The 24,450-nt window shown below is 39.6% G+C and carries 24 protein-coding genes and 1 riboswitch; of the genes, 4 read left to right on the forward strand and 20 right to left on the reverse strand.

Annotated elements, in window-relative coordinates; translation table 11 throughout:
• Positions 1 to 71: 71 nt before the first annotated feature.
• From NYE63_RS17675 to hmpA, 4 genes are all read right to left on the reverse strand, one after another.
• The gene (locus tag NYE63_RS17675) at positions 72 to 506 is read right to left on the reverse strand and encodes a general stress protein (RefSeq protein WP_342602106.1); all 435 of its coding nucleotides are present in this window, start codon (positions 504 to 506) and stop codon (positions 72 to 74) included.
• Positions 507 to 586: 80 nt separating this feature from the next.
• On the reverse strand, positions 587 to 1,834 hold the full coding sequence (locus NYE63_RS17680) for a glutamate-5-semialdehyde dehydrogenase (RefSeq protein ID WP_342602107.1): 1,248 nt from the start codon (positions 1,832 to 1,834) through the stop codon (positions 587 to 589).
• Positions 1,835 to 1,872: 38 nt separating this feature from the next.
• A complete protein-coding gene (gene proB, locus NYE63_RS17685; RefSeq protein WP_342602108.1) occupies positions 1,873 to 2,961 on the reverse strand; it encodes a glutamate 5-kinase in 1,089 nt (362 codons plus the stop codon).
• Positions 2,962 to 3,295: 334 nt separating this feature from the next.
• Entirely contained in the window at positions 3,296 to 4,504 is a 1,209-nt protein-coding gene (hmpA, locus tag NYE63_RS17690) for an NO-inducible flavohemoprotein (RefSeq protein ID WP_342602109.1), read from the reverse strand.
• Between the two features lie 170 nt (positions 4,505 to 4,674).
• Here hmpA and NYE63_RS17695 point away from each other — a divergent pair, with 170 nt between their 5' ends.
• Positions 4,675 to 5,139, forward strand: coding sequence for an Rrf2 family transcriptional regulator (locus tag NYE63_RS17695; RefSeq protein ID WP_342602110.1), 465 nt, complete (start codon positions 4,675 to 4,677; stop codon positions 5,137 to 5,139).
• A 35-nt stretch (positions 5,140 to 5,174) separates the two neighbouring features.
• Here the strand turns inward: NYE63_RS17695 and NYE63_RS17700 are convergent, their stop codons facing one another.
• The 3 genes from NYE63_RS17700 to NYE63_RS17710 all read right to left on the reverse strand — a co-directional run bounded on the left by NYE63_RS17700 (position 5,175) and on the right by NYE63_RS17710 (position 6,599).
• Complete coding sequence (locus NYE63_RS17700) at positions 5,175 to 5,465, reverse strand: HD domain-containing phosphohydrolase (RefSeq protein ID WP_342605815.1); 291 nt, start codon at positions 5,463 to 5,465, stop codon at positions 5,175 to 5,177.
• Positions 5,466 to 5,736: 271 nt separating this feature from the next.
• On the reverse strand, positions 5,737 to 5,922 hold the full coding sequence (locus NYE63_RS17705) for a zinc-finger domain-containing protein (RefSeq protein ID WP_214789160.1): 186 nt from the start codon (positions 5,920 to 5,922) through the stop codon (positions 5,737 to 5,739).
• 5 nt (positions 5,923 to 5,927) lie between these two features.
• Positions 5,928 to 6,599: a reverse transcriptase-like protein gene (locus tag NYE63_RS17710; protein WP_230162699.1), complete on the reverse strand. Its 672-nt coding sequence runs from the start codon at positions 6,597 to 6,599 to the stop codon at positions 5,928 to 5,930.
• 222 nt (positions 6,600 to 6,821) lie between these two features.
• Between NYE63_RS17710 and NYE63_RS17715 the strand changes: the two genes are divergently transcribed.
• Both NYE63_RS17715 and NYE63_RS17720 read left to right on the forward strand, forming a co-directional pair.
• Positions 6,822 to 7,235: a reverse transcriptase-like protein gene (locus NYE63_RS17715; RefSeq protein WP_125162269.1), complete on the forward strand. Its 414-nt coding sequence runs from the start codon at positions 6,822 to 6,824 to the stop codon at positions 7,233 to 7,235.
• Entirely contained in the window at positions 7,219 to 8,130 is a 912-nt protein-coding gene (locus NYE63_RS17720; RefSeq protein ID WP_342602111.1) for a DMT family transporter, read from the forward strand. The genes NYE63_RS17715 and NYE63_RS17720 overlap by 17 nt, the downstream gene beginning before the upstream one ends.
• 44 nt (positions 8,131 to 8,174) lie before the next feature.
• Here NYE63_RS17720 and NYE63_RS17725 read toward each other — a convergent pair whose 3' ends face one another.
• From NYE63_RS17725 to NYE63_RS17760, 8 genes are all read right to left on the reverse strand, one after another.
• Positions 8,175 to 8,468 carry a DUF6123 family protein gene (locus tag NYE63_RS17725; protein ID WP_063233274.1) on the reverse strand — a complete coding sequence of 98 codons (294 nt, stop codon included), beginning with the start codon at positions 8,466 to 8,468 and terminating at the stop codon, positions 8,175 to 8,177.
• Positions 8,469 to 8,577: 109 nt separating this feature from the next.
• A complete protein-coding gene (locus tag NYE63_RS17730) occupies positions 8,578 to 9,453 on the reverse strand; it encodes a 5'-3' exonuclease H3TH domain-containing protein (RefSeq protein WP_251430711.1) in 876 nt (291 codons plus the stop codon).
• An 85-nt stretch (positions 9,454 to 9,538) separates the two neighbouring features.
• Positions 9,539 to 10,366, reverse strand: coding sequence for a sulfurtransferase (locus tag NYE63_RS17735; RefSeq protein ID WP_342602112.1), 828 nt, complete (start codon positions 10,364 to 10,366; stop codon positions 9,539 to 9,541).
• A gap of 12 nt (positions 10,367 to 10,378) precedes the next feature.
• Positions 10,379 to 11,140: a nucleotidyltransferase domain-containing protein gene (locus tag NYE63_RS17740; RefSeq protein ID WP_342602113.1), complete on the reverse strand. Its 762-nt coding sequence runs from the start codon at positions 11,138 to 11,140 to the stop codon at positions 10,379 to 10,381.
• A 15-nt stretch (positions 11,141 to 11,155) separates the two neighbouring features.
• Positions 11,156 to 14,866 carry a dynamin family protein gene (locus tag NYE63_RS17745; protein ID WP_342602114.1) on the reverse strand — a complete coding sequence of 1,237 codons (3,711 nt, stop codon included), beginning with the start codon at positions 14,864 to 14,866 and terminating at the stop codon, positions 11,156 to 11,158.
• A 194-nt stretch (positions 14,867 to 15,060) separates the two neighbouring features.
• The gene (locus NYE63_RS17750; RefSeq protein WP_251430661.1) at positions 15,061 to 15,219 is read right to left on the reverse strand and encodes a hypothetical protein; all 159 of its coding nucleotides are present in this window, start codon (positions 15,217 to 15,219) and stop codon (positions 15,061 to 15,063) included.
• A 150-nt stretch (positions 15,220 to 15,369) separates the two neighbouring features.
• Positions 15,370 to 15,900: an isoprenylcysteine carboxylmethyltransferase family protein gene (locus NYE63_RS17755; RefSeq protein ID WP_342602115.1), complete on the reverse strand. Its 531-nt coding sequence runs from the start codon at positions 15,898 to 15,900 to the stop codon at positions 15,370 to 15,372.
• Positions 15,900 to 16,988, reverse strand: a complete 1,089-nt coding sequence (locus NYE63_RS17760) for a 3-oxoacyl-[acyl-carrier-protein] synthase III C-terminal domain-containing protein (RefSeq protein WP_342602116.1) — start codon at positions 16,986 to 16,988, stop codon at positions 15,900 to 15,902. The genes NYE63_RS17755 and NYE63_RS17760 overlap by 1 nt, the downstream gene beginning before the upstream one ends.
• A 330-nt stretch (positions 16,989 to 17,318) precedes the next feature.
• Here NYE63_RS17760 and NYE63_RS17765 point away from each other — a divergent pair, with 330 nt between their 5' ends.
• The gene (locus NYE63_RS17765; protein WP_342602117.1) at positions 17,319 to 17,612 is read left to right on the forward strand and encodes a chemotaxis protein CheX; all 294 of its coding nucleotides are present in this window, start codon (positions 17,319 to 17,321) and stop codon (positions 17,610 to 17,612) included.
• A gap of 381 nt (positions 17,613 to 17,993) precedes the next feature.
• Here the strand turns inward: NYE63_RS17765 and NYE63_RS17770 are convergent, their stop codons facing one another.
• From NYE63_RS17770 to NYE63_RS17790, 5 genes are all read right to left on the reverse strand, one after another.
• Entirely contained in the window at positions 17,994 to 19,307 is a 1,314-nt protein-coding gene (locus tag NYE63_RS17770) for a nucleobase:cation symporter-2 family protein (RefSeq protein WP_342602118.1), read from the reverse strand.
• The gene (locus NYE63_RS17775) at positions 19,300 to 19,899 is read right to left on the reverse strand and encodes a xanthine phosphoribosyltransferase (RefSeq protein WP_342602119.1); all 600 of its coding nucleotides are present in this window, start codon (positions 19,897 to 19,899) and stop codon (positions 19,300 to 19,302) included. Before NYE63_RS17775 ends, NYE63_RS17770 begins: the two co-directional genes overlap by 8 nt.
• Before the next feature lie 161 nt (positions 19,900 to 20,060).
• Positions 20,061 to 20,162: riboswitch (purine riboswitch) on the reverse strand.
• A 223-nt stretch (positions 20,163 to 20,385) separates the two neighbouring features.
• Positions 20,386 to 21,903, reverse strand: a complete 1,518-nt coding sequence (locus NYE63_RS17780; RefSeq protein WP_342602120.1) for a carboxypeptidase M32 — start codon at positions 21,901 to 21,903, stop codon at positions 20,386 to 20,388.
• Positions 21,904 to 22,030: 127 nt separating this feature from the next.
• Positions 22,031 to 23,944, reverse strand: a complete 1,914-nt coding sequence (locus NYE63_RS17785; RefSeq protein ID WP_342602121.1) for an ATP-dependent DNA helicase — start codon at positions 23,942 to 23,944, stop codon at positions 22,031 to 22,033.
• A gap of 226 nt (positions 23,945 to 24,170) precedes the next feature.
• Positions 24,171 to 24,371 carry a cold-shock protein gene (locus NYE63_RS17790; RefSeq protein WP_034307871.1) on the reverse strand — a complete coding sequence of 67 codons (201 nt, stop codon included), beginning with the start codon at positions 24,369 to 24,371 and terminating at the stop codon, positions 24,171 to 24,173.
• Positions 24,372 to 24,450 lie beyond the last annotated feature (79 nt).

A 24,450-nucleotide genomic window follows, 5' to 3' on the forward strand; every position in this document is an offset into this window, starting at 1 on the left:
GTTTTTGCGGGCATTGAGCTCCGTTGTCAATCCTCGTAAATCTGTTCATTCAAGGTAGTTTACTTACGAACTTAATAAGGATCGGCGATGACAAGGATTTTCCCTGCTTTAATATCCTCCACATATTGGTCGACTTCGGCTTCCTCAAGTCCAATATCCAATAATGGCTTTCTCAATCCGCCTGCTCCCGATGCTGCCCCGGCTGCGGCTCCGCCAAAAGTGGCGAAAATTGGTCCTGCTGCCAATATCGGACCAATTCCTGGTATGGCTAATGCACTCATACCAATAAGCAGGCCTGTCAATCCGACAGCACCACCCGCTGCCGCCCCAGCTACTAATCCATCCGTCTTTGCCGGGCTGACTTCTTCGGCTTCATTGGGTAATTTATCAATGTTTTTCGCCACTACTGATATTTGATCGGATGTATATCCTTGTTCCTTTAAATTTTCGACTGCTGAAGTCGCTTCATGTTCATTTTCATATATTGCTATAAACCTCTTGTCCATGGTATCTGCTCCTTTAAAAGTAATGTAGTATACAATACCCTTAAATGAGTTTTAATAACCTTCCATGAAAGGAATGAATTTCACTCCCGGGTTTGCCCCTGGCCATAAATGAAGTACTTGCTTGATGTTAAGGCCGGTAAACCCATTGGTCCACGTGCATGCAGCTTTTGTGTGGAAATACCGATTTCTGCTCCATAACCGAATTCAAAACCGTCGGTAAAACGGGTGGAAGCATTGTGATAAACGGCTGCGGCATCTACTTTATTCAAAAATGCGGAAGCGTTTTGTTCATCCCTCGTTAAGATTGCTTCAGAATGCTTGGTACCGTATCGGTTAATGTGTTCAATCGCATCGAATACACCTTTTACAATTTTCACGCTGATTTTTAAAGCCAGGTACTCAGTTGACCAATCTTCCTCCGTAGCCGTTTTCGCTCTCGGAAAGGCGCTGCAAACCTCTTCATCTCCATATACTTCAATCCCCTTTTCGTCCAGGAGTTCCAAAATACTCACTCCATTTTCTTCAAACCATTTTTCATGAATTAGAAGCCCCTCGATAGCATTGCATACGGATGGACGCTGAGTTTTACCATTTAAGACAATTTTCTCGACCATCGTGATATCTGCGGTCTGATCGATGAAGATATGACAATTGCCTGCTCCTGTTTCAAGGACGGGAACAGTGGACTCCTTAATGACCGTTTCAATTAAATTCTTTCCACCGCGAGGAATCAAAACATCTAAATACTCATTAAGATGAAAAAGTTCCTTAGCGGTTTCACGACTCGTATCCTCGATCAACTGAACTGCTTCTACAGGAATCTCCGTATTCTCCAATGCTTTATGAATGGAGGAGACTAGTGCCATATTGGAGTATTTGGCTGACGAGCTGCCTCTTAATAGGACGGCATTCCCCGTTTTCAAGGACAATGTAGCTGCATCGATGGTCACGTTTGGCCTGGCTTCATAAATCATTCCTATTACCCCGATTGGGACCCGTAACTTTTTAATCAATAAGCCATTCTCTTTTTCGATCGTCTCCAATTGTTCCCCAATCGGATCATTTAAATCGATCAAAAGCATAATGGCCGCTGCCATGTCATCAATACGATTAACATTTAACATAATCCGATCTAATGTAGACTCACTGTAACCTTTTATCCTGCCTTCTTCAAGATCCTTTTGGTTTTCTTTTATCAAAAAATCTTTATCGATAATAAGTTGCTTAGCAATTTTTCCAAGTGCCTCATTCTTCTTTTCCGTCGTCAATCCGATTAGCTGATAACTGGCTTTTTTGGCTGCCTTTCCTTTCAAAGTCACTTCACTCATTTCCAAATGCCCCCTTTTCTTTCTCTGATATTGATTATCTATGCTTTCACCCATTTATCGCGATGGATCACTTCTATGGAAGTGATCACAAGCTCGGATGTCCTCTTTCCCATCGCCTGTTTTAATTCTTCGTCGGAATAAAGGACCTCACCCCGCCCCAATAATCCATTTGCACCAAAGACTTCGACAACATCGCCCTTATTGAAGACTCCTTTAATTTCATAAATTCCAGCTGGCAGCAGACTGCTGCCATTTGAAACTAAAGCCCTTTCGGCACCTTCATCAACGAAAATTTTCCCGGATACTTGTGAGTGAAGGGATATCCATTGTTTGTTTTTCGTTACTGTCGTCATGACATCATTCCCAATATACGTGCCATCACCATTGCCTTCAAGGATTGTTAGAAGTTTTTCACTCCCCAAACCTGATCCGATGAATACTTTCACCCCAAGAGACAATGCAGTTTGCGCTGCAATCAGCTTCGATTTCATACCCCCGGTTCCGACATTAGACCCTGCACCTTCTGCCATTTGCAATAAATCCTCCGTTACTTCGGATAACTTTTCAAATCGTTTCGCCCCTGGATTTGTCTGTGGATTGGAATCATAGAGCCCATTAATGTCCGTTAATATGATCAAGTTGGTGGCGTGGACCAACCCGCTTACTAAGGCGGATAGCATATCATTATCACCAAAAGTCAACTCCTCGACCGATACTGTATCATTTTCATTTATAATCGGAAGGATGCCGCGTTCAAGCAATTCCATCAATGTCGCATATGCATTTTTATATCTATCTTTTTTCGAGAAATCTTTCCTTGTTAATAAAATCTGCGCCGGAACGATTCCAAAGTGCCCTAATTGTTCCATATATGATTGAATCAATAGGCTTTGACCTACAGCTGCAGCAGCTTGTTTTCCCTTGAGTGTGACAGGTCTCGTAGGGTAGCCGAGCTTGCGAAAACCTGTCGCCACAGCACCTGATGAAACAAGGACAACTTCATGTCCCGCCTTCCTTAATGCTGCCACTGCCTGGATATGATCGGAAAATTTACTTTGGTCGATTTCACCTTGTGTGTTGGTCAAAGAACTACTTCCTATCTTTACAACGATACGTTTCTTTTCCATCGATTACTTCCTCCAATAAATATCTAAGACATGAAAAAAAGCCCTTTTCATCCTCGAAATAAGGACGAAAAGGGCTGCTCTCCGTGGTACCACCTTCATTGAATGCAAGTTCATGCATTCCACTTTGCCTGATAACGCCAGGATTTGCGCCTATGTTTTGCATAGGACTCAAGAAGCAGGTTCTGCGCTTTCCTGTCGCGGGCCTTCCAGCAATTGACGCCGCTCTCTGTCACAGTGATTCTCGCATACTAATCTTCTCTCAACGTTCATTGTTTTAATATAGTATGCAAAATTATCTGCTTGATGTCAATAACATTCCTACGATGAATGAACCTTATAATGCCATGGCCGGTCCGAAGAACTCATAGTGAATTTTATCCGTATCTATCCCCAATTCTTTCAGGTAAGTAATAATGGCCTTCATGAAAGGAACAGGGCCACACACATAATAATCAGCTTCAGGTTTAACAAAACTGCTCAATAATTCTTTATCGATATACCCTTCCTTTTCAAAATTCGGCAGGTTCTTATCATCATCACTCGGATTTTTAAAGACAAAAGATAAATGATAGCTGGCAAGCTTGTTCGTTAGTTCTGTCAGTTCCATTCTGAACGGCTGTAAATTGCCATTATCAGACGCATGAATGAATTGGACATCACGCTCAGGTGTTTGTTCAGCTACCGCTTGAACCATACTCATGAAAGGCGTTATACCAACGCCTCCGCTCAAGAATACTGCCGGTGTCCGTTTTTCCAAATCGATGGTGAAATCACCTGCAGGAGCCGTTAAGTCTATACTGTCACCCATCTGAATGGATTCATGCAAGTAGTTAGAGACCCTTCCATCAGGAGAGGTTCCCGGCGTTTCTTTTTTAACGGAAATCCGGAAGTAATCTTTTCCCGGAACATCAGACAAACTATACTGACGGTTGAATAAATAGCGTTCACCCGGTATCTCGATACGAACGGTAATATATTGTCCAGGAAGAAATGATGGAACCTTATCTCCATTTGATGGCTTTAAATAAAAGGAAGTGATTACGTCACTTTCCCGTACCTTTTCCACTACTGTGAATCGTTTGAAATCAGACCATCCGCCGACCTGATTGGAAGCTTGGTCATACATTTCCTTTTCGATGCTAATGAAAACATTGGCAATGACTCCATAGGCCTCCCCCCAAGCTTGGAGGATCTCTTCTGTAGCCGCATCTTGTAACACTTCCTTGATTGCACCTAATAAATATTCTCCAACAATGGGATAATGTTCGGCTTTAACTGCAAGACTTCTGTGTTTTTGTGCTATTTGCTTTACGACAGGTATTATCGTTTCAAGTTGATCTATATGTTTAGCTGCAGCCAAAACCGTGTTGGCAAGTGCATTTTGCTGGCGCCCCTTTTTTTGATTGGCATGATTAAAAATATTTAATAATTCAGGATGTGCTTCGAAAAGATTTTTATAGAATACAGTTGTGATAGTTGTACCATGAACTTCTAATACGGGTACGGTTGATTTGATAACATCGATAGTTTTCTGGGATAGCATAGTTAAACCTCTTTTCATAAACAAGTATTTTAAATACATGTTTATATTAGAACTTAAATGAATTAAAAGCAATATTTTTTATACATCTTTTCAAATATTAAGTTTTCATGTTTATAAAATGTTCACATTTATGATATAGTCAAATGGGGATAGAATGTGAGGCGATAAACATGAGGTTGACGAGTTATTCCGATTACTCACTTAGAGTGTTGATTTACCTGGCTTCCCACGATCAAAGCAAATTATCAAATATTAAAGAGATTTCTGAAGTCTATCAACTGTCTAAAAATCATTTGATGAAGATTGTTCATAATTTAGGTAAATTAGGCTATATTGAGACGATACGTGGAAGAAATGGCGGTTTCCGGCTTGCAAAATCACCCGCTGAAATAAATGTAGGGGAACTGGTGCGGAGAACCGAAGAAGATTTTTATCTAGTGGAATGTTTTAAAGATCACGATAACTGTGTGATTTCTCCCGTTTGTTCATTGAAATTTGTCCTTAATAATGCCTTGGATGCTTTTCTACAGGTCCTTGATCAATATACGATTGCAGACTTCAGCGAAAATAAAGTAATGCTCAAAACCTATTTTGATTCGGTAAAGCAGAATGACGAAGAGCCCGATTTTTTATAATCGGGCTCTTTTCCATTCGCAAATCTATGATCCCTTTACTGGTTTTCAATAAACATAACTTCTTTTCCGACCAAAGTGGACATTAATCGGCTTACAAACTCCACCAGGATTTCTGGATTGAATTTACTGAACATATCGCTGTTCATTTGCTCAATCACCTTATAAAACGGCATGGCCTGTTTATATACACGATTTGAAGACATTGCATGGAATACGTCGGCTATAGCGTCGATTTTCGAGTGATGATGGATATCAATCCCCTTCAGTCCAAGTGGATAACCTTGCCCAGCTTCCCGTTCATGGTGCTGAAGGGCTGTTAATGCTATCGATGGTGGATTCCAGGGATGTTTTTAAGTAATCATAAATGGTATAGCGTTTTATTTCTTCATATTCTGCCGCAGTAAGTTTACCTGTTTTTTCCAATAGGCTATCCGAAATCCATTATGAAATCAATTTCAGGTATGGTAAGAGGCGAATTCGCTTCATTATTCAGCTTCCCTTTTCTATTTTTCATGCTCTCACACTTTTCTCTTTTTTTTTACCTATAATCCATATCCTGTATTTTCCTATGTCATAATGAAAGCGATTTTTAGGCACTTAAGATCGGTCACTAAGTTCATTGCCCAGCTGTTTTAATTTTTCACCAACCGTACATTCTGAAATACAGAACTGATGGGCATATGTACGCCCCTTCTCTTTTCGAAAATGCTTTCGTAAAAAACAATCTTGACAGAATGAAGCGAGAACAACTTCCACTTCTTCATATATTTTTTTCCTGTTCATTGTTGTTATGGCTCCTTTGACCCATCAATTTCTATTTTGCTGAAAATGGCTTTTCCCTGCAGCGCTAGAGTTGCCAGGCGATCGGCTTCCTGGTTTTCCTTTCGAGAAATTGGCTTGCAGACCGGAATGATTTTTAATTTATCCAGTTTCGCTTCAATGCGGTCCAGCCATTTATTTAAGTTTTCTTCCATACAGGGCCATTCACCGGAAAGTTGATTTAAGACAACTAGAGAATCCCCTTTAAAGACACAGCTTTGATGGTGGATTCCAAGTTCGTCCATCTGCCTGACCGCTTCATGAAAGGCCGCATATTCCGCTTCATTATTCGATTCGAATTGCTCCAATTTCATATTGGTGCGCAGCCGCCAGAACTTCTTACCTTGACGAAAATAAATGGCAACACCGATTCCTGCCACCTTTTCATCCTTTTGAAAACCTCCATCAAAAAAAACCGTCACATCTTGCGGCTCTTCCTCAACTTCCGTCAGGAGTTTCTTTAGCTCCTTCTTGGTCCATGTTGTATCGAATTCATCCTTGAATTCCACTTCCTTCAGCCTTCCTGCCTTTTCAAGATCTTCCGTAATGACCAGTGCAGTCCCGGCATCAAGCCAATCCGAAACGAAATCGGCAGATGGTTTTTTTGAAGCATGATATGTCCATTGCATAATTACCTTCAAAGATTTCCAGCTCCTTATCCATTCACCATTCATGCAGAACAGCTTACAATTTTCATACCTTTTTTTCGTCATACCCTTTATAATATATTGTAAGCATTTGAATCACTCTTTTTAATTATAGTTCCCATATCAGCCTGAAATTCTCATGTTTCAATCTTAATTTTATATGAATCATTTTTTTATCAAAGCATATTAACAGTTAAACTCGAGGAGGAGCACATCTTGATCGAAGTGTATATTGATGGTGCCAGTGCGGGCAATCCAGGGCCGAGCGGCGCAGGTGTTTTCATAAATAATAACGGTGTGGTCGAGAGGCATTCCTTTCCGCTTGGAAATATGGAAAACCATGAAGCGGAGTACCATGCTTTAATCAAAGCATTGGAAATTTGCGTTGCCAATAAATATCAAATCGTTTCTTTTCGGACTGACTCCCAAGCCATCAACCAGGCCATTGAAAAAAGATTTGCAAAAAATAAGTATGCCATTTTGCTGGAACGGGCGCTAAAGCTTTCCGACGAGCTTGAATTGTTTTTCATGAAATGGATTCCAAATCTCGAAAACAAGTCCGCGGATGAGTTGGCAAGACGGGCCATTCGATTGAATAAGGCTGAGGAAATTCATGAACAAGACAGCTGATTTTTCTTTATTATTCGTTGTATTCATCTGGGGCGTCACTTTTGTCATGGTTCAAAATGCACTATCTTTTCTTGACCCTTTCACGTTTAATGCCGTCCGTTTCTTCATGGCCTTCGTTTTCCTGCTCATCCCTTATATATTTACTTCTTTACACAAAAAGGGGAAAACTTGGAATAAGGGCCTTTTTCTAGCTGGGTTTCATATAGGAGTTTGGCTTTTTCTGGGGTATGGGCTTCAAACAATCGGATTGAATTATACAACTCCTGCGAAGACAGGCTTCATAACAGGATTAAGTGTCGTCATGGTCCCTGTTTTTTCCTTGCTACTTTTAAAACATAGGCTTTCCCGCAATACAATAATAGGTGTCGCAGCCGCAACCATCGGGCTTTATTTAATGACTTTCGCTGACCGCTCCAATTTGAATATCGGTGATTTACTGGTATTTTTATGCGCAATCAGTTTTGCCATGCAGATCATTACTACCGCTAGATATGCCAGGACCCTTCCTGCTTTACCGTTGACGCTGATTCAGGTTTCCACCGTATCTTTATTATCATTTGTTTCAGCCTTTATTTTCAAAGAAAATCATTCCGTCATCTTCAGCTCAGAGGTCATGTTACAGAAGGATGTATGGACTGCTTTATTGGTTACGGCAGCTCTGGCCACGGCGTTCGCCTTTTTCGCACAAACCTTCTTCCAAGCCTATACAACACCTACAAGAGTGGCGCTGATTTTTTCAATGGAACCGGTTTTTGCTGCGTTATCCTCATACATATTGATAGGGGAAAAATTGACTTCCGCTTCCATCATCGGCTGCGCATTCATTTTCTTGGGAATGATATTTGCTGAACTGCCTGTTAAGAAAAAGAAGCCGGTGACACAGGAGTTTTCTTGAAAAGCCCAATAAAATAAATCGGACTTCCAGTTACGAAGTCCGATTTATTTAAGCAGCCCCTGTTCTTTTGCAAACGATACCGCTGCACTACGCGTTTCAATGCCATTTTGTTTTAAGTTTTCCAAAAAGGAGATATAAAAGCTACCATCAAAATTCTTTTGTACCTTCAATGTCAATTCTATTGCTGCATTGACTAAAATATCACTTGCATCCGTATAGCGCTTACCAAAATAAATAAAACCAATAGCGTCATTACCAAAAGTGAATCCCTTACCCTCTAAAAAACTAACATACTCTTCAGTTGACTTCGCCAATTCTGCATCCACTCCATACTTCATGCCTTATTTTCATCTTACCGTATATCAAAGATTTTGACTATCCATTTTTCGACAAAAAAATCACCATACAAAATAAAGGAGCTCCCATTGGGAAGCTCCGCTTATTTGATTAGATCATTCGCAGTAAAGCCCTGAATTCATGATCATTAGCCAGATTTTTGACCTTCTCTCGATCATACTGATAGACCGCATCGTCCAAAGAACATGAAATTGGTACATCACATTTTATTTCTGCTAGCTTTCTGGATAAATGAAGCATATCGACGGCGGATTCAATTTTAGCCCGCTGCCCATTTGTCAATGAAGCAACGTTTTCAAGAATCCCTTCGATACTTTGATACTGGATCAATAATTTCAACGCAGTCTTCTCCCCAATTCCTTTAACTCCGGGATAATTATCAGCTGTATCACCCATTAAAGCTTTTAAATCGATCATTTGTCTTGGTGTGATCCCTTTCCATTCAAAAAAGCTATCGGGATTATGCACTTCATAGTTACCATACCCTTTTTTTAATAATAGTACGGAAATGTTTTCATCTATTAACTGGAGCATATCTTGATCACCAGTCAATATACCCACCCGGCTATGTTGGGCAGATGCCTTGGCAATTGTTCCTATACAGTCGTCCGCCTCATATCCTGAGAGGCCTATGTTAGGGATATCAAATGCTTCAACCGCTTTTTTCGCTAGGTCGAATTGAGGGATCATTTCGACTGGAGCTTCTGATCGATTAGCCTTGTATCCATCAAATAATTCATTTCTGAAAGTCTTGCTGCCCATATCCCAACATACCGCTACATGACTAGGTGAAAAGTGATTCACCGCCGTCAGCATATGCTTCAAAAAACCTTGAACGGCATTAGTCGGGATGCCTTTTGAGTTAATCATGAATTGACCAGTAACGGCCGTTGCATAAAAAGCTCTAAATAAAAGCGCCATCCCATCGACAAGCATAAAGGAAGGATGCTGCTCATTTTCTTTCATTAACACATTATCACCTCTATCATGATGTACTTCCATTTTAACATAACTGGCCCTTTTTTTAAGGATCGTTTAATTGGAAAAAATATTATTCAATTGGATTATCAACATACGAGATCCAGTCACTGAAACTGCCAATATAAATCTTCACATCTTTAAAGCCTGCTTCTTTCAGGGCGATATAATTGGGTGATGCCGTTACACCTGAACCGCAGTACACAATGATTTCCTTATCTTTACCGATGCCTGTGAAATTTGACTGAAGATTTTCCTTCTTTTTAAAATAGCCATTTTCCAGAACGTTCGTCCACACCTTATTTACTGCACCAGGTATATGGCCGGCTTTTTTATCAATTGGCTCCTCGATGCCCTCGTAGCGCTTAGATTCCCTTGAATCCATTAATACGATAGCGTCAGGCCTATTCATTGTGTAATCCTTCACTGTTTGAAAAGATGCAAATACGGACTCATTTAAATCGATATGATATTCTGTAGGCACATATTTCGTTTGATTCGAGTCAATTGGATAGCCCGCATCCCTCCAGGCTCGAAAGCCCCCGTTAAGAACAAAGACTTTCTGATGCCCAAGATAGCTCAGAAGCCAGACAAACCTGGAAGCAAAAGAACCTTCCCCGCCATCATAAGCAATAAGTACCGTATCATTGGTTATTCCATTTGATTCCAGTTTAACTTTAATGGTCTCCAGGTCAGGAAGAGGATGTCTTCCCCCATGTTCTTGAACCGGCCCCGATAAGTCCTTTTCAAGATCGAAATAAACAGCGCCGGAAATATGGTCTTTTTTATATTCATTATATCCTGCATCAGGAGAGCCTAGCTGAAAGCGGCAGTCACAAATTTTGATATCACTGGAATTCAACAACGGCAACAGCTCTTCTTTTTCGATTATAAAACTCATCTGAAAAACCCCCTATTTCAAAATGGTCCAAATTAATTCATTAAGCTCCGTTTCCATGTTCTTCGCTTTATGTAGCATAGTTATCTCATTCTTTATGGAAAGCGATTTCCCTTCTAATAGCGAAAGATTCTTTTCACTTTCATTGTTGCTTATACTTTCTTCCATTTGTTTTGCTTTAAATATCCGGGTCATCCTGGTTTTCAGTTCTTGATCAATCTGAACTAAATCAAGTAATTCCCATACCGATAAAGGTGGCAGCGAACCCCGTTGGATGATATATTCAAGGATTAAATACGAACGGTATACTTGTACCCATATTTTTAGTTCTTTTCTTTCGGAATCCCTTGGTTTTGTCAATTGTTGAAGATTGTCACTCATCATCCGATAGTAATGGTGTCCCAGTGCCTTTTTGGAATAGCAATCCGCTATCAAACCATTCATCTTCCTATAATAATCCGTATGGGTTATCAACTTGATTGGCGATTGAAATAATTCAAAAAGAGCAGGATTACTCTTTAAGGTAAGGCGGGATGATTTAAATAGATCCCAGCCTTCAATGTCAAATAGGCCTTCTTTCAAATGAATGACTTCAACTGGCTGACTCAAGCTGAGGTATGATCGCTTATCATTATGAACATAAATAAACCGAACATCGTAATCCGATTGTATCGATGATAAACCAAAAGAATGGCTGCCAGTAACAGCAGCCATCAATATGGTCATATCCTCTTTCTTTTCCAGGTATCTCAATCGTGAAATAAGGTTTTCTTTCATGAATGAACCTCGTTTCTATTTCGAATGCATTTTAGCCAATTCCGCTACGGCATTTTCATAATACGGTAAATCGACCGTTTCCTCCAATGCTGCACGTAAACCTGCAAAGATATCCGATATTTCCGTCTTAAATTCTTTTTGAATCGCGAGTAACTCTTGGTCGAGGACTTCAATATACATTTCGAAAATCCGCTCACCCTGATCTTTTACATATATAAGGGCAGGTTCATCTAAACGCTTCTGAAGCCCTTCGCTCATTTTCGCTTTTTCATTTTTTTCAAAGAAAGATTTTGGATTTTTAAATAATGCCAATTCTTTTTTGAATTCCCCCGTATCTAATTTGGCAAAAGCTCTTGTAAATTCAAGGGACTCCCTCTCATTTGGTTCATATGGCTGTAATGAAAGGGTTCTTCTTATTTTTTGCATTTGCTGAAGCAAACTGCTTTGTTTCTCATTCAGTAATTTATTTACGAACATTTCCGTCCTTAAAGCCGTTGCCCGCATTTCCTGGGCAAGGTCAAAGCCTAACGCATCCAATAAGTTCTTCATCGATTGCTTGAGGACAATTTTCAAATCGCCTCCATCATCTTTTAGAACAGCCGGATTGAACGATTCTTTAAAGAAATCATTAAACCGGAAGAAGACGCGTTGTTTACTATAGAATGTCAATTCGTCTATCTCTTTTTTCAAACGTTGCTTCTCTGCATCCCCTTTAATGACAGAGAGGAGTTCCGAAATGGACTGTGCCTCATGAGAAAGGGTCTCCAAGGCATTTCGTTTCGCTTTCTCATCCTGCCTGGAAGCTGTAATTACATCTCGTAGCAGTTCTTCCGTTCTTTTAACAGCCGCTTGAGCCGATTCAATTGCAAGTCCAGTTAAATCGTTTTCTATGAAAGAATCGAATTGGCCTTGGAATTCCGAGATTCCGCTATTAGGAAGGAACGAATGCTTAAACGAACCAGGCGTTTGTTTTTCCATCAACGCTCCCTTACTCGTAAGCGGGAACAGTTTTGGAAAACGGATTCCGAATCCATTCAATTGATCTGTGACATAATCCATCACTTCGTCCAATTCGTCAGTGGTTTGTGCCAGATCGACGGCATTGACGATGAAAAACATCTTATCCATGGCGAAAGAATCTTTCACACGTCCAAGTTGTATCAAGAACTCCCTGTCTGCCCGTGAAAATGGGTGATTATAATAGGTCACAAATAGGATGGCGTCCGAATTCTTAATATATTCGAAAGCTGCTCCTGTATGTCGTGCATTTATCGAATCCGCCCCAGGTGTGTCAACAAGGACCATCCCCTGTTTTGTCATTTCACAGTCATATCGCAATTCAATTAGATCAACAAGACACGACTTGGACTCTTCAGCAGCAAAACGTTTAAATCCTTCAAGATCTACCGTTACCACATTTCCTAAATCATTTTGGTACTCGGGAAGCCCTTGATGAAACGCCCTAAGAAAGGATAAATGCGTTTTCCCCTTATCAACTTCCCCCGCCTTTGAAATGATTGCACCGGCTAGTTGAAGTGCTTCATCTAGATTCTTTGCCGATTTATCAAAAGCTGCCAACGCCAGCCTAACATCTTCCAACAGCATCGCTTCCGTCTTTAATTTGACGGTTGCCGTTCCATGTGGATGCTCAGCGTCTGAAGACATGATTTTGTTGATTGCGGCAGTTGTCGGATTTGGTGAAACAGGAAGGACGCTTTCTCCCATCAACGCATTGGCGAAGGAAGATTTACCCGCACTGAATGCACCGAAGAGGGCAACCGTGAACGTTTGCTGTTCCAAGCGATTTGCCTTCTCTTTCAATTCTTTGTAAAGTGATTGAAACCCTCTCAAAGGTTGGATCAGTTTGGCCGCCTGTTGTAAACCCGTTGCAGTCTCCATCAGCTTTTCTTTTCCGCGTAAATCAGTAGCATCAGATGTAGAAACAGTTACGGAAGGTACAGCTTCTTTGTTTTCTTTATCATGTTCCGTTTCAGGTTCGTTGACGGATCTTGAATTACTTACGTTATCCGTTTTCATGATTTTGACTGTAATATTTTTTTCTTCTTCATTCCATTGAGTTAAAAGCATATCGATATCGCGCTCATCGACTAATGATTCAGTTTGTTGAGCAATGGCTTCTAAACGTTCCGTTTGGTACTCAATTTCCGCATTCATCGCAGCAGTAACTTTAAGGGCTTCCGCAAACTCAGAAAAACCTTCAAGCTCCTTATCGATGGAATTAGACTGCTGTTCCACTATTCCTTCCATAACGGTAACCATATTATTCAAAAATCCTTCTGATACATCACGAGCTTTCTTTTTGATGGCTGATGCTAAATCATTCGTATAGTTTAAAACGTATTCACCCGTAATATCAACTTGAGGCTTCAAAGAGTTTTTTATGTAAGATTCCGTTACCTCAATCTGAAGTGCCTGAGCCGTACTTTCAAGTGTTGAATCATGGATCTCCGCTTGATTAAGCGTTTTAACCGCCAACTCTTTAAGATGCCATTCAAGCTGGGTTTTCACCTTTTCTTGTAAATCGGTCAAGAACGCCTTGATACGGGCCTCACGTTCGGCATCCGTTTTTTTCTTAGCAAATAATAGACCCATTTTAAAGTCCGGCTGAGCAGATTCCAAGAAAGATTTACCTAGGTCCCGTGTAGCCGCGGGCATGATGTACGCACCTTTTAGTATGGTTTCTAATGCATCAGCATATTGGACCTTGATTTCCTCTATACGTCCAGTTAATGATTTTTTTTCTTTCAATAGGCTGTCCACTTGATTCGTCAGGTGTATTCGCTCTTCATGAGGAAGTTCTGTTAAAACTTCAAAATCATCGGCATGTTCATCTTCATACTGCTCCTTCAGCCAATTAAGATGCCTTTCGACAAGCGCATTTGCCGATTGCATGATGGCATCTTTCCCATCATTTAGACCTTTGCCCGCCATTTCATATATGAATTGCTTGACCACATCTATTTCATTTTCACTATTGTTCAAGTCTCTTACGGATGTATAAAAAATACCATCTGGATATACATTCCAGTTCGCAAATGCTTCAGAAACGGAAAGCTTGAAGTCTTGAAAGCTAAGCTCGTTCTCATCATGCTTATCGATCATATTGATAATTAAGTATGTCGGTTTTTCAGCCTCTAACAATTCTTTAGTGAATAGGAAGTTCACTTCTGATTGGACGTGATTATAGTCCATGACATAGAAGACGACATCAGCTAGATGCAAGGCAGATTCCGTAGAAACTCTATGTGCATCATCTGTCGAATCAATTCCTGGCGTATCCATGATCGCACACGAATCCGGCAGTGAAAAATCATTGGAACTTATCGTTATAGCCGATACTGAATCTCCATCCTTGGCAAATTTCTTTACCTCTTTAAAATCATAAGGCGCAGGAAATAAGACTGGTGGCTGATGATGGTAATAGACTTTGGCATAGTCTTCCCCTTTTTGGACTTTTACCGTATTTGCACTTGTTGGAATCGGACTTGAAGGCAATACTTGATCACCAAGGAGAAAGTTGATCATACTAGATTTCCCCGCTGAAAAATGCCCGCAAAAAGCAATGATGAACTCCTCGTTATTGACTTTCATGATTAACTGTTTCAGTTTATCGGCATTGCCTGTATCACCTGCCGATTGAAATTTCTCATACATGGCAGTCAAAATCCCCAATTTGGACTGTTGCTTTAATGTTTCTTGAATCATGAATCCATACCCCTTAATCTATCGTCATTTTGATATTCTTATTGTAAACGATTTCGTTTATTATTCATACCATCAGCTTTATTTTTACTATATGATTCATTACAGGCCGTGTTCAAAAAAAAAACCACCGAATGGTGGATTCATGTAGTTTGTTTCATATATTGGCTTTGAAATGCAAAAAAAAACCAGGATTTTTACCTGGTTGTAGGGGTGGGGTTAAATGCAGCTCGGTTTTCCATTGGTGACTCGGTATAAGGTTTTACTGCCTTTGCCGGTTTTTGAATATTATTCAATACATGTTTCATCACAAAACCATATGTAGCGACTGTCAATAAAATGAATACCCAAACCATTACCAACACCATCCTCTTATATATTGATTAGCTTTTAGTTATTAGTTATTAAAATAAATTTATCAAAATCCTAATGAGAATAATTTTCATCTTCATTTAGAATCTTATCACGAACGATAATCATTTTCAATAAGAAATTAAATTTTTTTATTATTTTCCCTTAAAAACCGCAGAATATTCCGTATGTTCCTTTAATGCCTTCTCTTCTAGTGGGATTCTTACCGTCATCATCCAAACATTCAATAAACTAAAGATGATAGCAGTATAGTATGCATTGAATAGCAAGGAAATAACTATAATCTCAGTTGCCACTATGATATAGTTCGGATGCTTGAAATATTTATAAGGACCTTTTATGACTACATCGGCATCAGGAACCACTATGATTTTTGTGTTCCAATGTTTTCCCAATGACCGGATTACCCAAATCCTGCCTGACTGCGCAATTATAAAAAGGGTCAGCCAAATTGGCCAAAGTCCAGCCACATCTCTTTCAAGCACGACCACTTCAATAATGAGAATAATAAAAAAACTAAGGTGCATCAGAACCATCCATCTGTAATGGGACTCACCGTATTCTACTGCTCCTGCAACTTTCAGCTGTTTTTCATTTTGTTTGGCGATGTATAATTCAACCAGGCGCTGAATAGCAATCAAGATAATGAAAATGGCGAAGATCATCACTTCCACCTCATTAACACAAGTTCTGATGAAAAACCAGGCCCCAATGCAGCGGCCAAGCCAACCTCACCTTTATTCCCGCCACGCTGCATGAACCTCTCCAGGACATACAAAATGGTTGCTGAGGACATATTGCCAAATTCCCGCAATACATTCATTGACTCTGCCGTCATACTTTCATCGAACCCGAGGGCTTCGTGATATGCATCAATTACTTTTTTGCCTCCGGGGTGAGCAATGAAATCTTTTATATCCCTCAGATCGAGACCATTCTCCATTAAGAACTCTTGAACATTAGGTTTAAGCCAATCTTTGATGATTGTAGGGATATCTTTCGAAAAGATCACGTATAGCCCCTGATCTTTAACGTCCCAACCCATTACATCCAATGAATCCGGCATTAGCGTAGATTGCGAATCCAAAAATTGCAAATGACTTACTTTTTTTGAAAACTGTTCATCCGGCACTTCATCACCGCAAACCAAAACACAGCTTACTCCATCAGAAAATAAGGAAGTTCCAATTAAATTGCTTTTGGAAATATCATTCTTTTGAAATGTCAGACTGCATAACTCCACACTTAAAACAATAACCTTCGCCGTCGGGTATGCTTGGCAATATTCAAAAGCACGAGATAGACCACTTGCTCCCCCCGCACAGCCAAGTCCCCAAATCGGAATCCTTTTAACATGAGGGTTAAATGTAAGTTCATTCATTATCCTGGCATCAATTGTCGGGGTAGCAATCCCAGTGCTTGAGATAAAGAAGAAAGCATCTAGCTCTGTTGCCTGCAGTTCTTCTTTTAAAAATTCTGTATTGGCTAAGCATTTTTCTATTGCTTCTTTCCCAAACTTGACTGCCTGCTGAATATATAAATCATTCCGATCGGCAAAAGCATGATCCTCTTTAAACCAATCAAGATCATTTGAAAAATATCGATTTTCTACTTGTCCATTCTTAAAGGCTTTTAGTAACCGTTCTATATTCTTAAATGAGGCTCCAAATATTTCTCTCGAAAATTCCATGATTTTTTCCTGAGAAAGTAAATGTGGCAGCTTTATATGAGATGCAGATAATAAATACGGCATGATTCCACCCCTTATTATTCATGATATGGTTAATATACCCACAGGGATATCATTTATGCTTTATCGCTAAATGGTCATATTTATTGGCTGTTCAGAATATTTTTTCTTTTTTTCTAAAAAAACCAGGTAAAAAAGACTATGTATTTGATAAAATAGTGAACATAATCTTACAAGCGGAGGAACGAAAATGGAAATCGACACTATAATCACAAAAGTGTTAAATGGGGACCATCCTGGCAGTTAAGTCCGTTATCCCTTTCTCTTTGGACGTTTAAACGCCGTCCTCATTAGACAGCCTTTCGAACAGGAATCATTAGCGTCCTTATTGGCATGACAGGGGATATCCGCGGAAGAATAATTATTGAGGAAACAAACGGATGCATGATCATAATAGGTGAAAGCATGTTTGGCATACCCTTAGAAGGTGAAATGCTTGAATCTTTTGCAGCAGAACTCGGCAACATGCTTGCCGGTAATATCGCCACCTCTTTAGCAGGAGAGAATACATTAATTGATATTACCCCTCCAACCTTCATTGTGGGCAATACTCATGAAGCAATCAATTTACCCATTTCATTAAAAGGCGTAGGTACTCTTCATATCATCTTAATGATCGAAATGTAATCATGTAACATAAAACCCCCTTACCCATAATCGGTAAGGGGGCGCTTTCATTCTTCTTTCTTTACTGAAGATTGATTTTGCACTTGAATTATTATATTTTGAAACTCCTCTTTTCCACAAACACTGCACCTATACTCCTGGCTTAGAATAGTTCGACAATGAATACAATATTTTTTCTCCATCCTATCACTACTTTCCTGTACATATACTATCAATATATTCAAAAAGTGAATAGAGTTTCCTTTTATCTGACAAAACTCCAAATTCTATATCAATGATATGCCTTCGGCCACAATGAAAAAATGCCCACAATCCTCATCGCCTGAGGATTGTGGGCATTTAAAAGGGCGAATCTATCAAGTTTACCGAATCTATTTTTAATCAGGCTACATTTTGCCCTTCAATACGCGCTTCCTTCACCTTCCCTTTTGTAGGAATGATGTTAAAGACGATATTCAAGAAAATGGCTGTCAAACTTCCTGCTACAATACCGTTTTCCGTTAAGATTTGAAAGCTTTCCGGAATTTGCGCAAATAGTTCAGGAACGACCGTCACCCCAAGGCCCATACCTACGGAACAAGCGATGATCAATAAATTTTCTTGAGAAGCAAAATCTACTTTGCTCAACATCTTAATTCCAGCGGCAATTACCATCCCGAACATCGCAACCATTGCACCGCCAAGCACGGATGAAGGGATAATGGTCGTGAATGCACCAATTTTCGGAACAAAACCAATGAAAATAAGAATGCCCGCTGTAGTGTATATGACATTTCTCGTTTTAATGCCTGACAATTGAATCAATCCGACATTTTGTGAAAAAGCCGTATATGGAAACGCATTGAACAAACCGCCAATCATGATGGCAAGCCCTTCAGAACGATATCCGCGAGCTAAATCGTCTTCTGAAATCTCTTTGTCCGTTATTTCACCAAGGGCATAATAAACACCAGTCGATTCCACCAAGCTGACAATTGCCACCAAAGTCATTGTAATGATCGCCGTGACGTTAAATGTCGGAGCTCCAAAGTAGAAAAAATGAGGCATATGCAGCCAAGTGGCACTGACCACTGAGCTAAAATCCACTTTTCCAAGCAAGAAAGCTGCAAATGTTCCGACTAACAGCCCCAATAAAATAGAAATGGAGCGGACGAATCCAGACGAAAATTTATACATGAATATGATGAATAACAAAGTTCCAAAACCAAGAGCTACATTATTCAAGTCACCAAAATCAGCAGCCCCTTGGCCTCCACCAAGATTGTTGATGGCAACAGGAATAAGCGTAATGCCAATAATCAAAACGACCGATCCAGTGACAATGGGTGGGAAGAACCTTGCCAGTTTTCCGAAGAATTTACTAATGATAACGACGATCAATCCCGACACCAATATAGATCCATAAATGGAGTTGATTCCATATTGTGTACCAATTGCAATCATCGGGCTAACTGCTGTGAATGTGCAGCCTAGGACGACCGGAAGCCCAATTCCAAAGAATTTATTTTTCCACACTTGCAATAAAGTTGCTATCCCGCACATCAAAATGTCTATCGAAACTAAATAAGTTAACTGCGCTGCAGTCAATCCGAGCGCCCCACCGACAATCAATGGAATGACGACTGCACCGGCATACATGGCAAGAACATGTTGTAATCCTAAGGAAGCTACTTTTAATGGTGATTGATTAGACATTGACGGTTGCTCCTTCCTTTTCGTCAGCGAACGTTATCTCACCGAATTTCAACTCAGCAATTCGCGCAAGTGATTCCACTTGAAAACCTTGTTCCCTAAGATCCTTACCACCACTTTGGAATGCTTTTTCAATCACGATGCCGATTCCGGCTACTTCTGCTCCAACCTGCTTACAGATTTCCACCAAGCCCCGGGCTGCCTGTCCGACCGCAAGGAAATCATCGATGATCAAAACCTTATCTCCAGCTTCAATATATTTATTGGATACAGTAATGGTATTGGTTTCTTTTTTTGTAAAGGAATGAACGGACGCCGTCACTAAATCATTTGTTAAAGTAAGTGATTTACGTTTACGGGCAAAAATTAGCGGAACTTCCAATTCCAACGCAGCCATCAAACCAGGTCCAATGCCTGAAGATTCAATCGTCAGCACTTTCGTTATTTCCTTTTTTTCAAAACGTTTTACGAATTCTTTACCAATTTCTTTCATTAAGATAGGATCCATTTGATGATTTAAGAATGAATCTACTTTTAATATATCTTCTGATAAAGCTTGACCCTCGGACAAGATTTTTCCCTTTAAAAGTTGCATGAAGGTTCCTCCCAATCTTGGATGTTTATTGACCCATAAACACGCAAATGTTTCCCGGCATATAAAAAAGCCCAAGAAACATTGCGACACTTTTTTGGAGTGAAGCAATACTTCTTGGGCATGAATGAAAAATGAATCAGCAAAAGCCTTCATTTACGCAACAAGATCTATTACTCACCCATAGTCGAATTATTTACGGTAATCCGGTAGAAACTTGCAGGCCATATCCCTGCTATTATACGAGTGGAACTTTATATTTTATTAATATATGAATTATAACAACGCTGGCTTTATTTGAAAAGTAATTTTTGATAAAAAACCGAACTTTCAATTAAAAAAATAAATCATCATTCGTATTATTAGAAAATTATGAAATCACGAGGACTAAATAACATGAATTTTCCTATCAAGAAAAACATCACGTTACAGACCCATAAAAAAGGAAGAAGGCCTTGACATTTAATCCAAGTCCTTCTTCCTTTTAATTCATTTGATTTTATAAACTTCTTTATATTTATTTTCAAGATACTGTATTAAATACTGAACATTCAGGCCTTCCCCTGTCGTTTCTTTCAAAATCTCAAGAGGCTTTTTTGTTTTTCCGTATTTATGTATCTTTTCATTAAGCCATTTCCTGATGGGCTCAATATCACCCGCTTCCAACAGTCCATCAAAATCAGGCAAATCTTTAAGCATCGATTGCTTGATTTGGGCTGCATACATATAACCCAATGCATATGAAGGGAAATACCCAAAGCTGCCATCTGCCCAATGTACATCTTGCAACACACCCATTGCATCATTTTCAGGCACAATTCCCAAATAATCCTTGTATTTTTCATTCCAGACTTCCGGTAAATCCTTCACTTCAAGTTCTCCATTAAAGAGAGCCTTTTCCAGTTCATACCGAATCATAATATGTAGAGGATACGTCAGTTCATCTGCTTCAATACGGATGAACGATGGTTTTGATTCGTTAATGCCCCGGTAAAATTCATCCAGCGTCACATCAGTGAATTGTTCGGGAGCATACTCTTTTAATAAGGAAAATTTATTTTTCCAGAAGCTATGGTTCCGTCCAATGAAGTTTTCGAAAAACAAAGATTGTGATTCATGGATCCCCATTGATGTCCCGCTATCGAGAAGTGTTCCGGTTAACTCTTCGGCAATATTCTGCTCATAAATGGCATGTCCACACTCATGAATGGTACCAAAGATTGCCCCCCTAAAATCATTTTCATCGTATCGGGTCGTCACCCGGACATCGCCCCTATTTATTCCAGTCGCGAAAGGGTGAACTGTTTCATCCAGCCTGCCAGCCTGGAAATCGTATCCTAGCTGTTTTAAAACTTCCAAGTTGAGTAGATGCTGTTTTTCTTTTGGAAATTCTTTATAAAGGAACGCTGTTTCAGGTCTATGTTCGCTTTCAGCAATTTGTTTTACCAAAGGAACGATCCTCGAACGAAGCTCACTGAATACGCTGTCAAGTATATCTACAGTCATACCTGGTTCATACATATCTAAAAGGGTATTATATTTCGTCCCTTCATATCCCCAGTACTCTACGAACCTACGGGTATAAGCAACAATTTGCTCCAGATAAGGTTGAAATAAAGAAAAATCCGCTTTTTCCCTTGCCTCTTCCCATGCACTTTCAGAACGCGATTGTAAAATGACGAATTCCTTATATTCGTTTGCAGGAATTTTCTTATTCCTTTCAAACTCTTTTTTACACTCTAGTACCATTTTATTCGTCGTTTCACTAAGAGTGGCTTTCTCCATCGAAAGTTCTGAAATGAAGGATTCCATTTCTTTACTTGTGCTCATATTAAACACCTCGGAGGAAAGCACGCCGATAACTTCGGAACGCTGCTCAACTCCCTTTTTCGGTGAACCTGTACGCAAATCCCAAAAAATTAACGCGAGAGCTTCATTATAGGCCGAGATTTTCTTTACATATTCTTTAAATTCTTTTTCTATCAGATCGAAACCCTTTTTTGTCATATTCACTGCTCCTTCCAACTACACTTTACCATATTATACAAAAATCTTTCATTTCAGAACCACTCCGATTAATAAATTAAAATAAGAGCCAAGGGGCACCTTGGCTCTTATTTTGGATTGGATTGAGTTAAAGCGTTACAGGAAGAACAGATACAATCTTCTCTTTCACCTGTTCCGAAAGATCCTTTTCAATCAAAATCTGGACTGTTCCCGTATCATTGCTCGTCCTGATCAATCGCCCTATTCCCTGGCGCAATCGAAGGAGCATGTATGGAAGATCCACTTCTTCAAATGCGTCGGTAACCGAGTTGCGTTTGGCCTCGAAAACTGGATCGCGTGGCGGGAATGGAAGAGAGTGTATCACTACATTTTGTAATGAAGGTCCTGGAACATCAAGCCCTTCCCATAAATGATAGGAGAAAAGGACAGATTGCTCATCTTCTTGGAACTTCTTAACAAGCTCGCTGATTTCCGCTTCCCCTTCAAAATAAAATGGATAAGAAGATATTGTGCAGTTTTCCTTGAACCAATGCAATTCTTCTTTTGAATGAAACAACACTAGTGTTCGACCTTCATTTTCCTCAATTGTCTTCATTGTATATTGAAGTTTTGCCAATTGATCTCCCTTTTCGAAGACCGGCATGTTCATTTTCATGACTTCATCGTAATCAAATGGCGATTCAACGGAGAAGCTGTCATACTTTTCTATCCCTAAACTATCTGCAATATATTGGAAGGATTTATTATCCGATAATGTTGCCGATGAAAAAATGTAAGGGATTTTTTTAGAGAATACCTGTTCAGACAAAATATCCTGTACAAGCCTTGGCATGATGACCAATGTTTTGGTCATTTCATTTTCTTCAAACCAGGAAACGGCCTGTTCATCCTTCACAAATAGAGAAAGGGAGTAGCCCAGCTGCTCTAAATACTCTTCCGTCACTTTTAAATCATAATCATTAATCGTGTACATTTCCGCTTCAAAAACAAGGTTCTCCTCTAACTCTTCAACCTTTTTGTGAAGCTTTTGGGCAAAGCTTGTTATTTCTTTGGACATCGGGATTTCATAACGATTAGATCCGCTGACATGTATCGCTTTTTCATCCAATAAATCAAAAAATTCTTCATTGATATCAATCAAGTCCTCAATGATGTATAAGGTTTCTTCACGAACCTGATTGGCTGTAAGCAATTCCAAAACTGAAGCAAGGGTTTGTTCCCCAACTTTATAAGTTAAAGCCTTTTGAGCAGCAAATTCCAAAAGATGACCTTCATCAAAGACAACGCAGCTATGATCAGGCAGCAATGGTAACTGTCCTTCACGCTTACGCTTTTCCTTAGTCCATACATGCTCCATGAAGAAGTCATGTGAACAAATGATCAAGTCACTTGATTTTCGGTAGTGGTCCCGTGATAAGGTTTGCCCACAACGATGGCGTTTATCACAAGTAAAACAGTTTTGAAGCTGATCCCATCCAACCTTAGACCAGTCTTCATCATTTAAATATGGATACTGTTTACGGTCACCATACGCTGTATAGGCGTTCATGGATGAGTTATCATGGACAAACTTGGGAAGTTCATCATAGAGCTGATCTATTCCCTCTGAATCTTCATGATTCACTGCGTAATCCAATTTCTTAAGACATACATATTGATCGTGATATTTAGCAAGCCGAACATCCACTTCAATACCTAAAGCATTCTTGATTTTTTGGATGTCGCCTTCCTCTTTGACAAGCTGTTCAATCAACGTTTCATCTGCACAAGAAATAATTGCAGGTTTATTCGTATATCTCGCATAACAAATCGCATATAGTAAATAGACCAATGTCTTACCGGTCCCTACCCCTGCTTCAGCAAAACTTACATTCTTTTCTTTAAAGGCTTTTTCTAACTGAAAAGCCATGAAGATTTGTTCGTCACGCAGCTCAAATCCTTTTTCGGGAAGAATATCGTAAAAAACATCTCCGATCCATTCTGAAAGCTTATCGTAAAAAGAATCTTCCTTTGTTACCGAAAAAGGCAGTGTTTTAAGCATCATGGTCTCCCCTTTTATCTATCATCAGTATATAGAATCCGAAACATTATAATCTTAAGCAAAAGTATATTATCCTTTATTTCACATTAATAGTCAAGATATTTACCAACTATCAGCAATGAAACGTATTATGTATGTTTTTCTATGTAAGCTGCTGGTTGCCCGATTCGTAAAATAAAAGACAGGCCCCAAAAGAGAGCCTGTCTGTAAATAATATAGGGTTGAATTAAGCTTTGTTTACGTTTGATGCTTGTGGTCCACGTTGACCTTGTTCTACATCAAATGTAACGTCTTGGCCTTCTTCAAGTGTTTTGAAACCTTCGCCTTGGATAGCTGAGAAATGTACGAATACATCGTCTCCACCTTCACGTTCGATGAATCCAAAACCTTTTTCTGCGTTAAACCATTTTACTTTACCTTGTTCCATTTTTGTTGCCTCCTAGTGTGTTCTCCACACATTATATTACTATCCTTGCTCAAAAGAATATTAAGGTATTCCTTAAATC

Origin of the sequence: Peribacillus sp. FSL E2-0159 (assembly GCF_038643155.1) — a bacterium.
GTDB lineage: Bacteria > Bacillota > Bacilli > Bacillales > DSM-1321 > Peribacillus > Peribacillus simplex.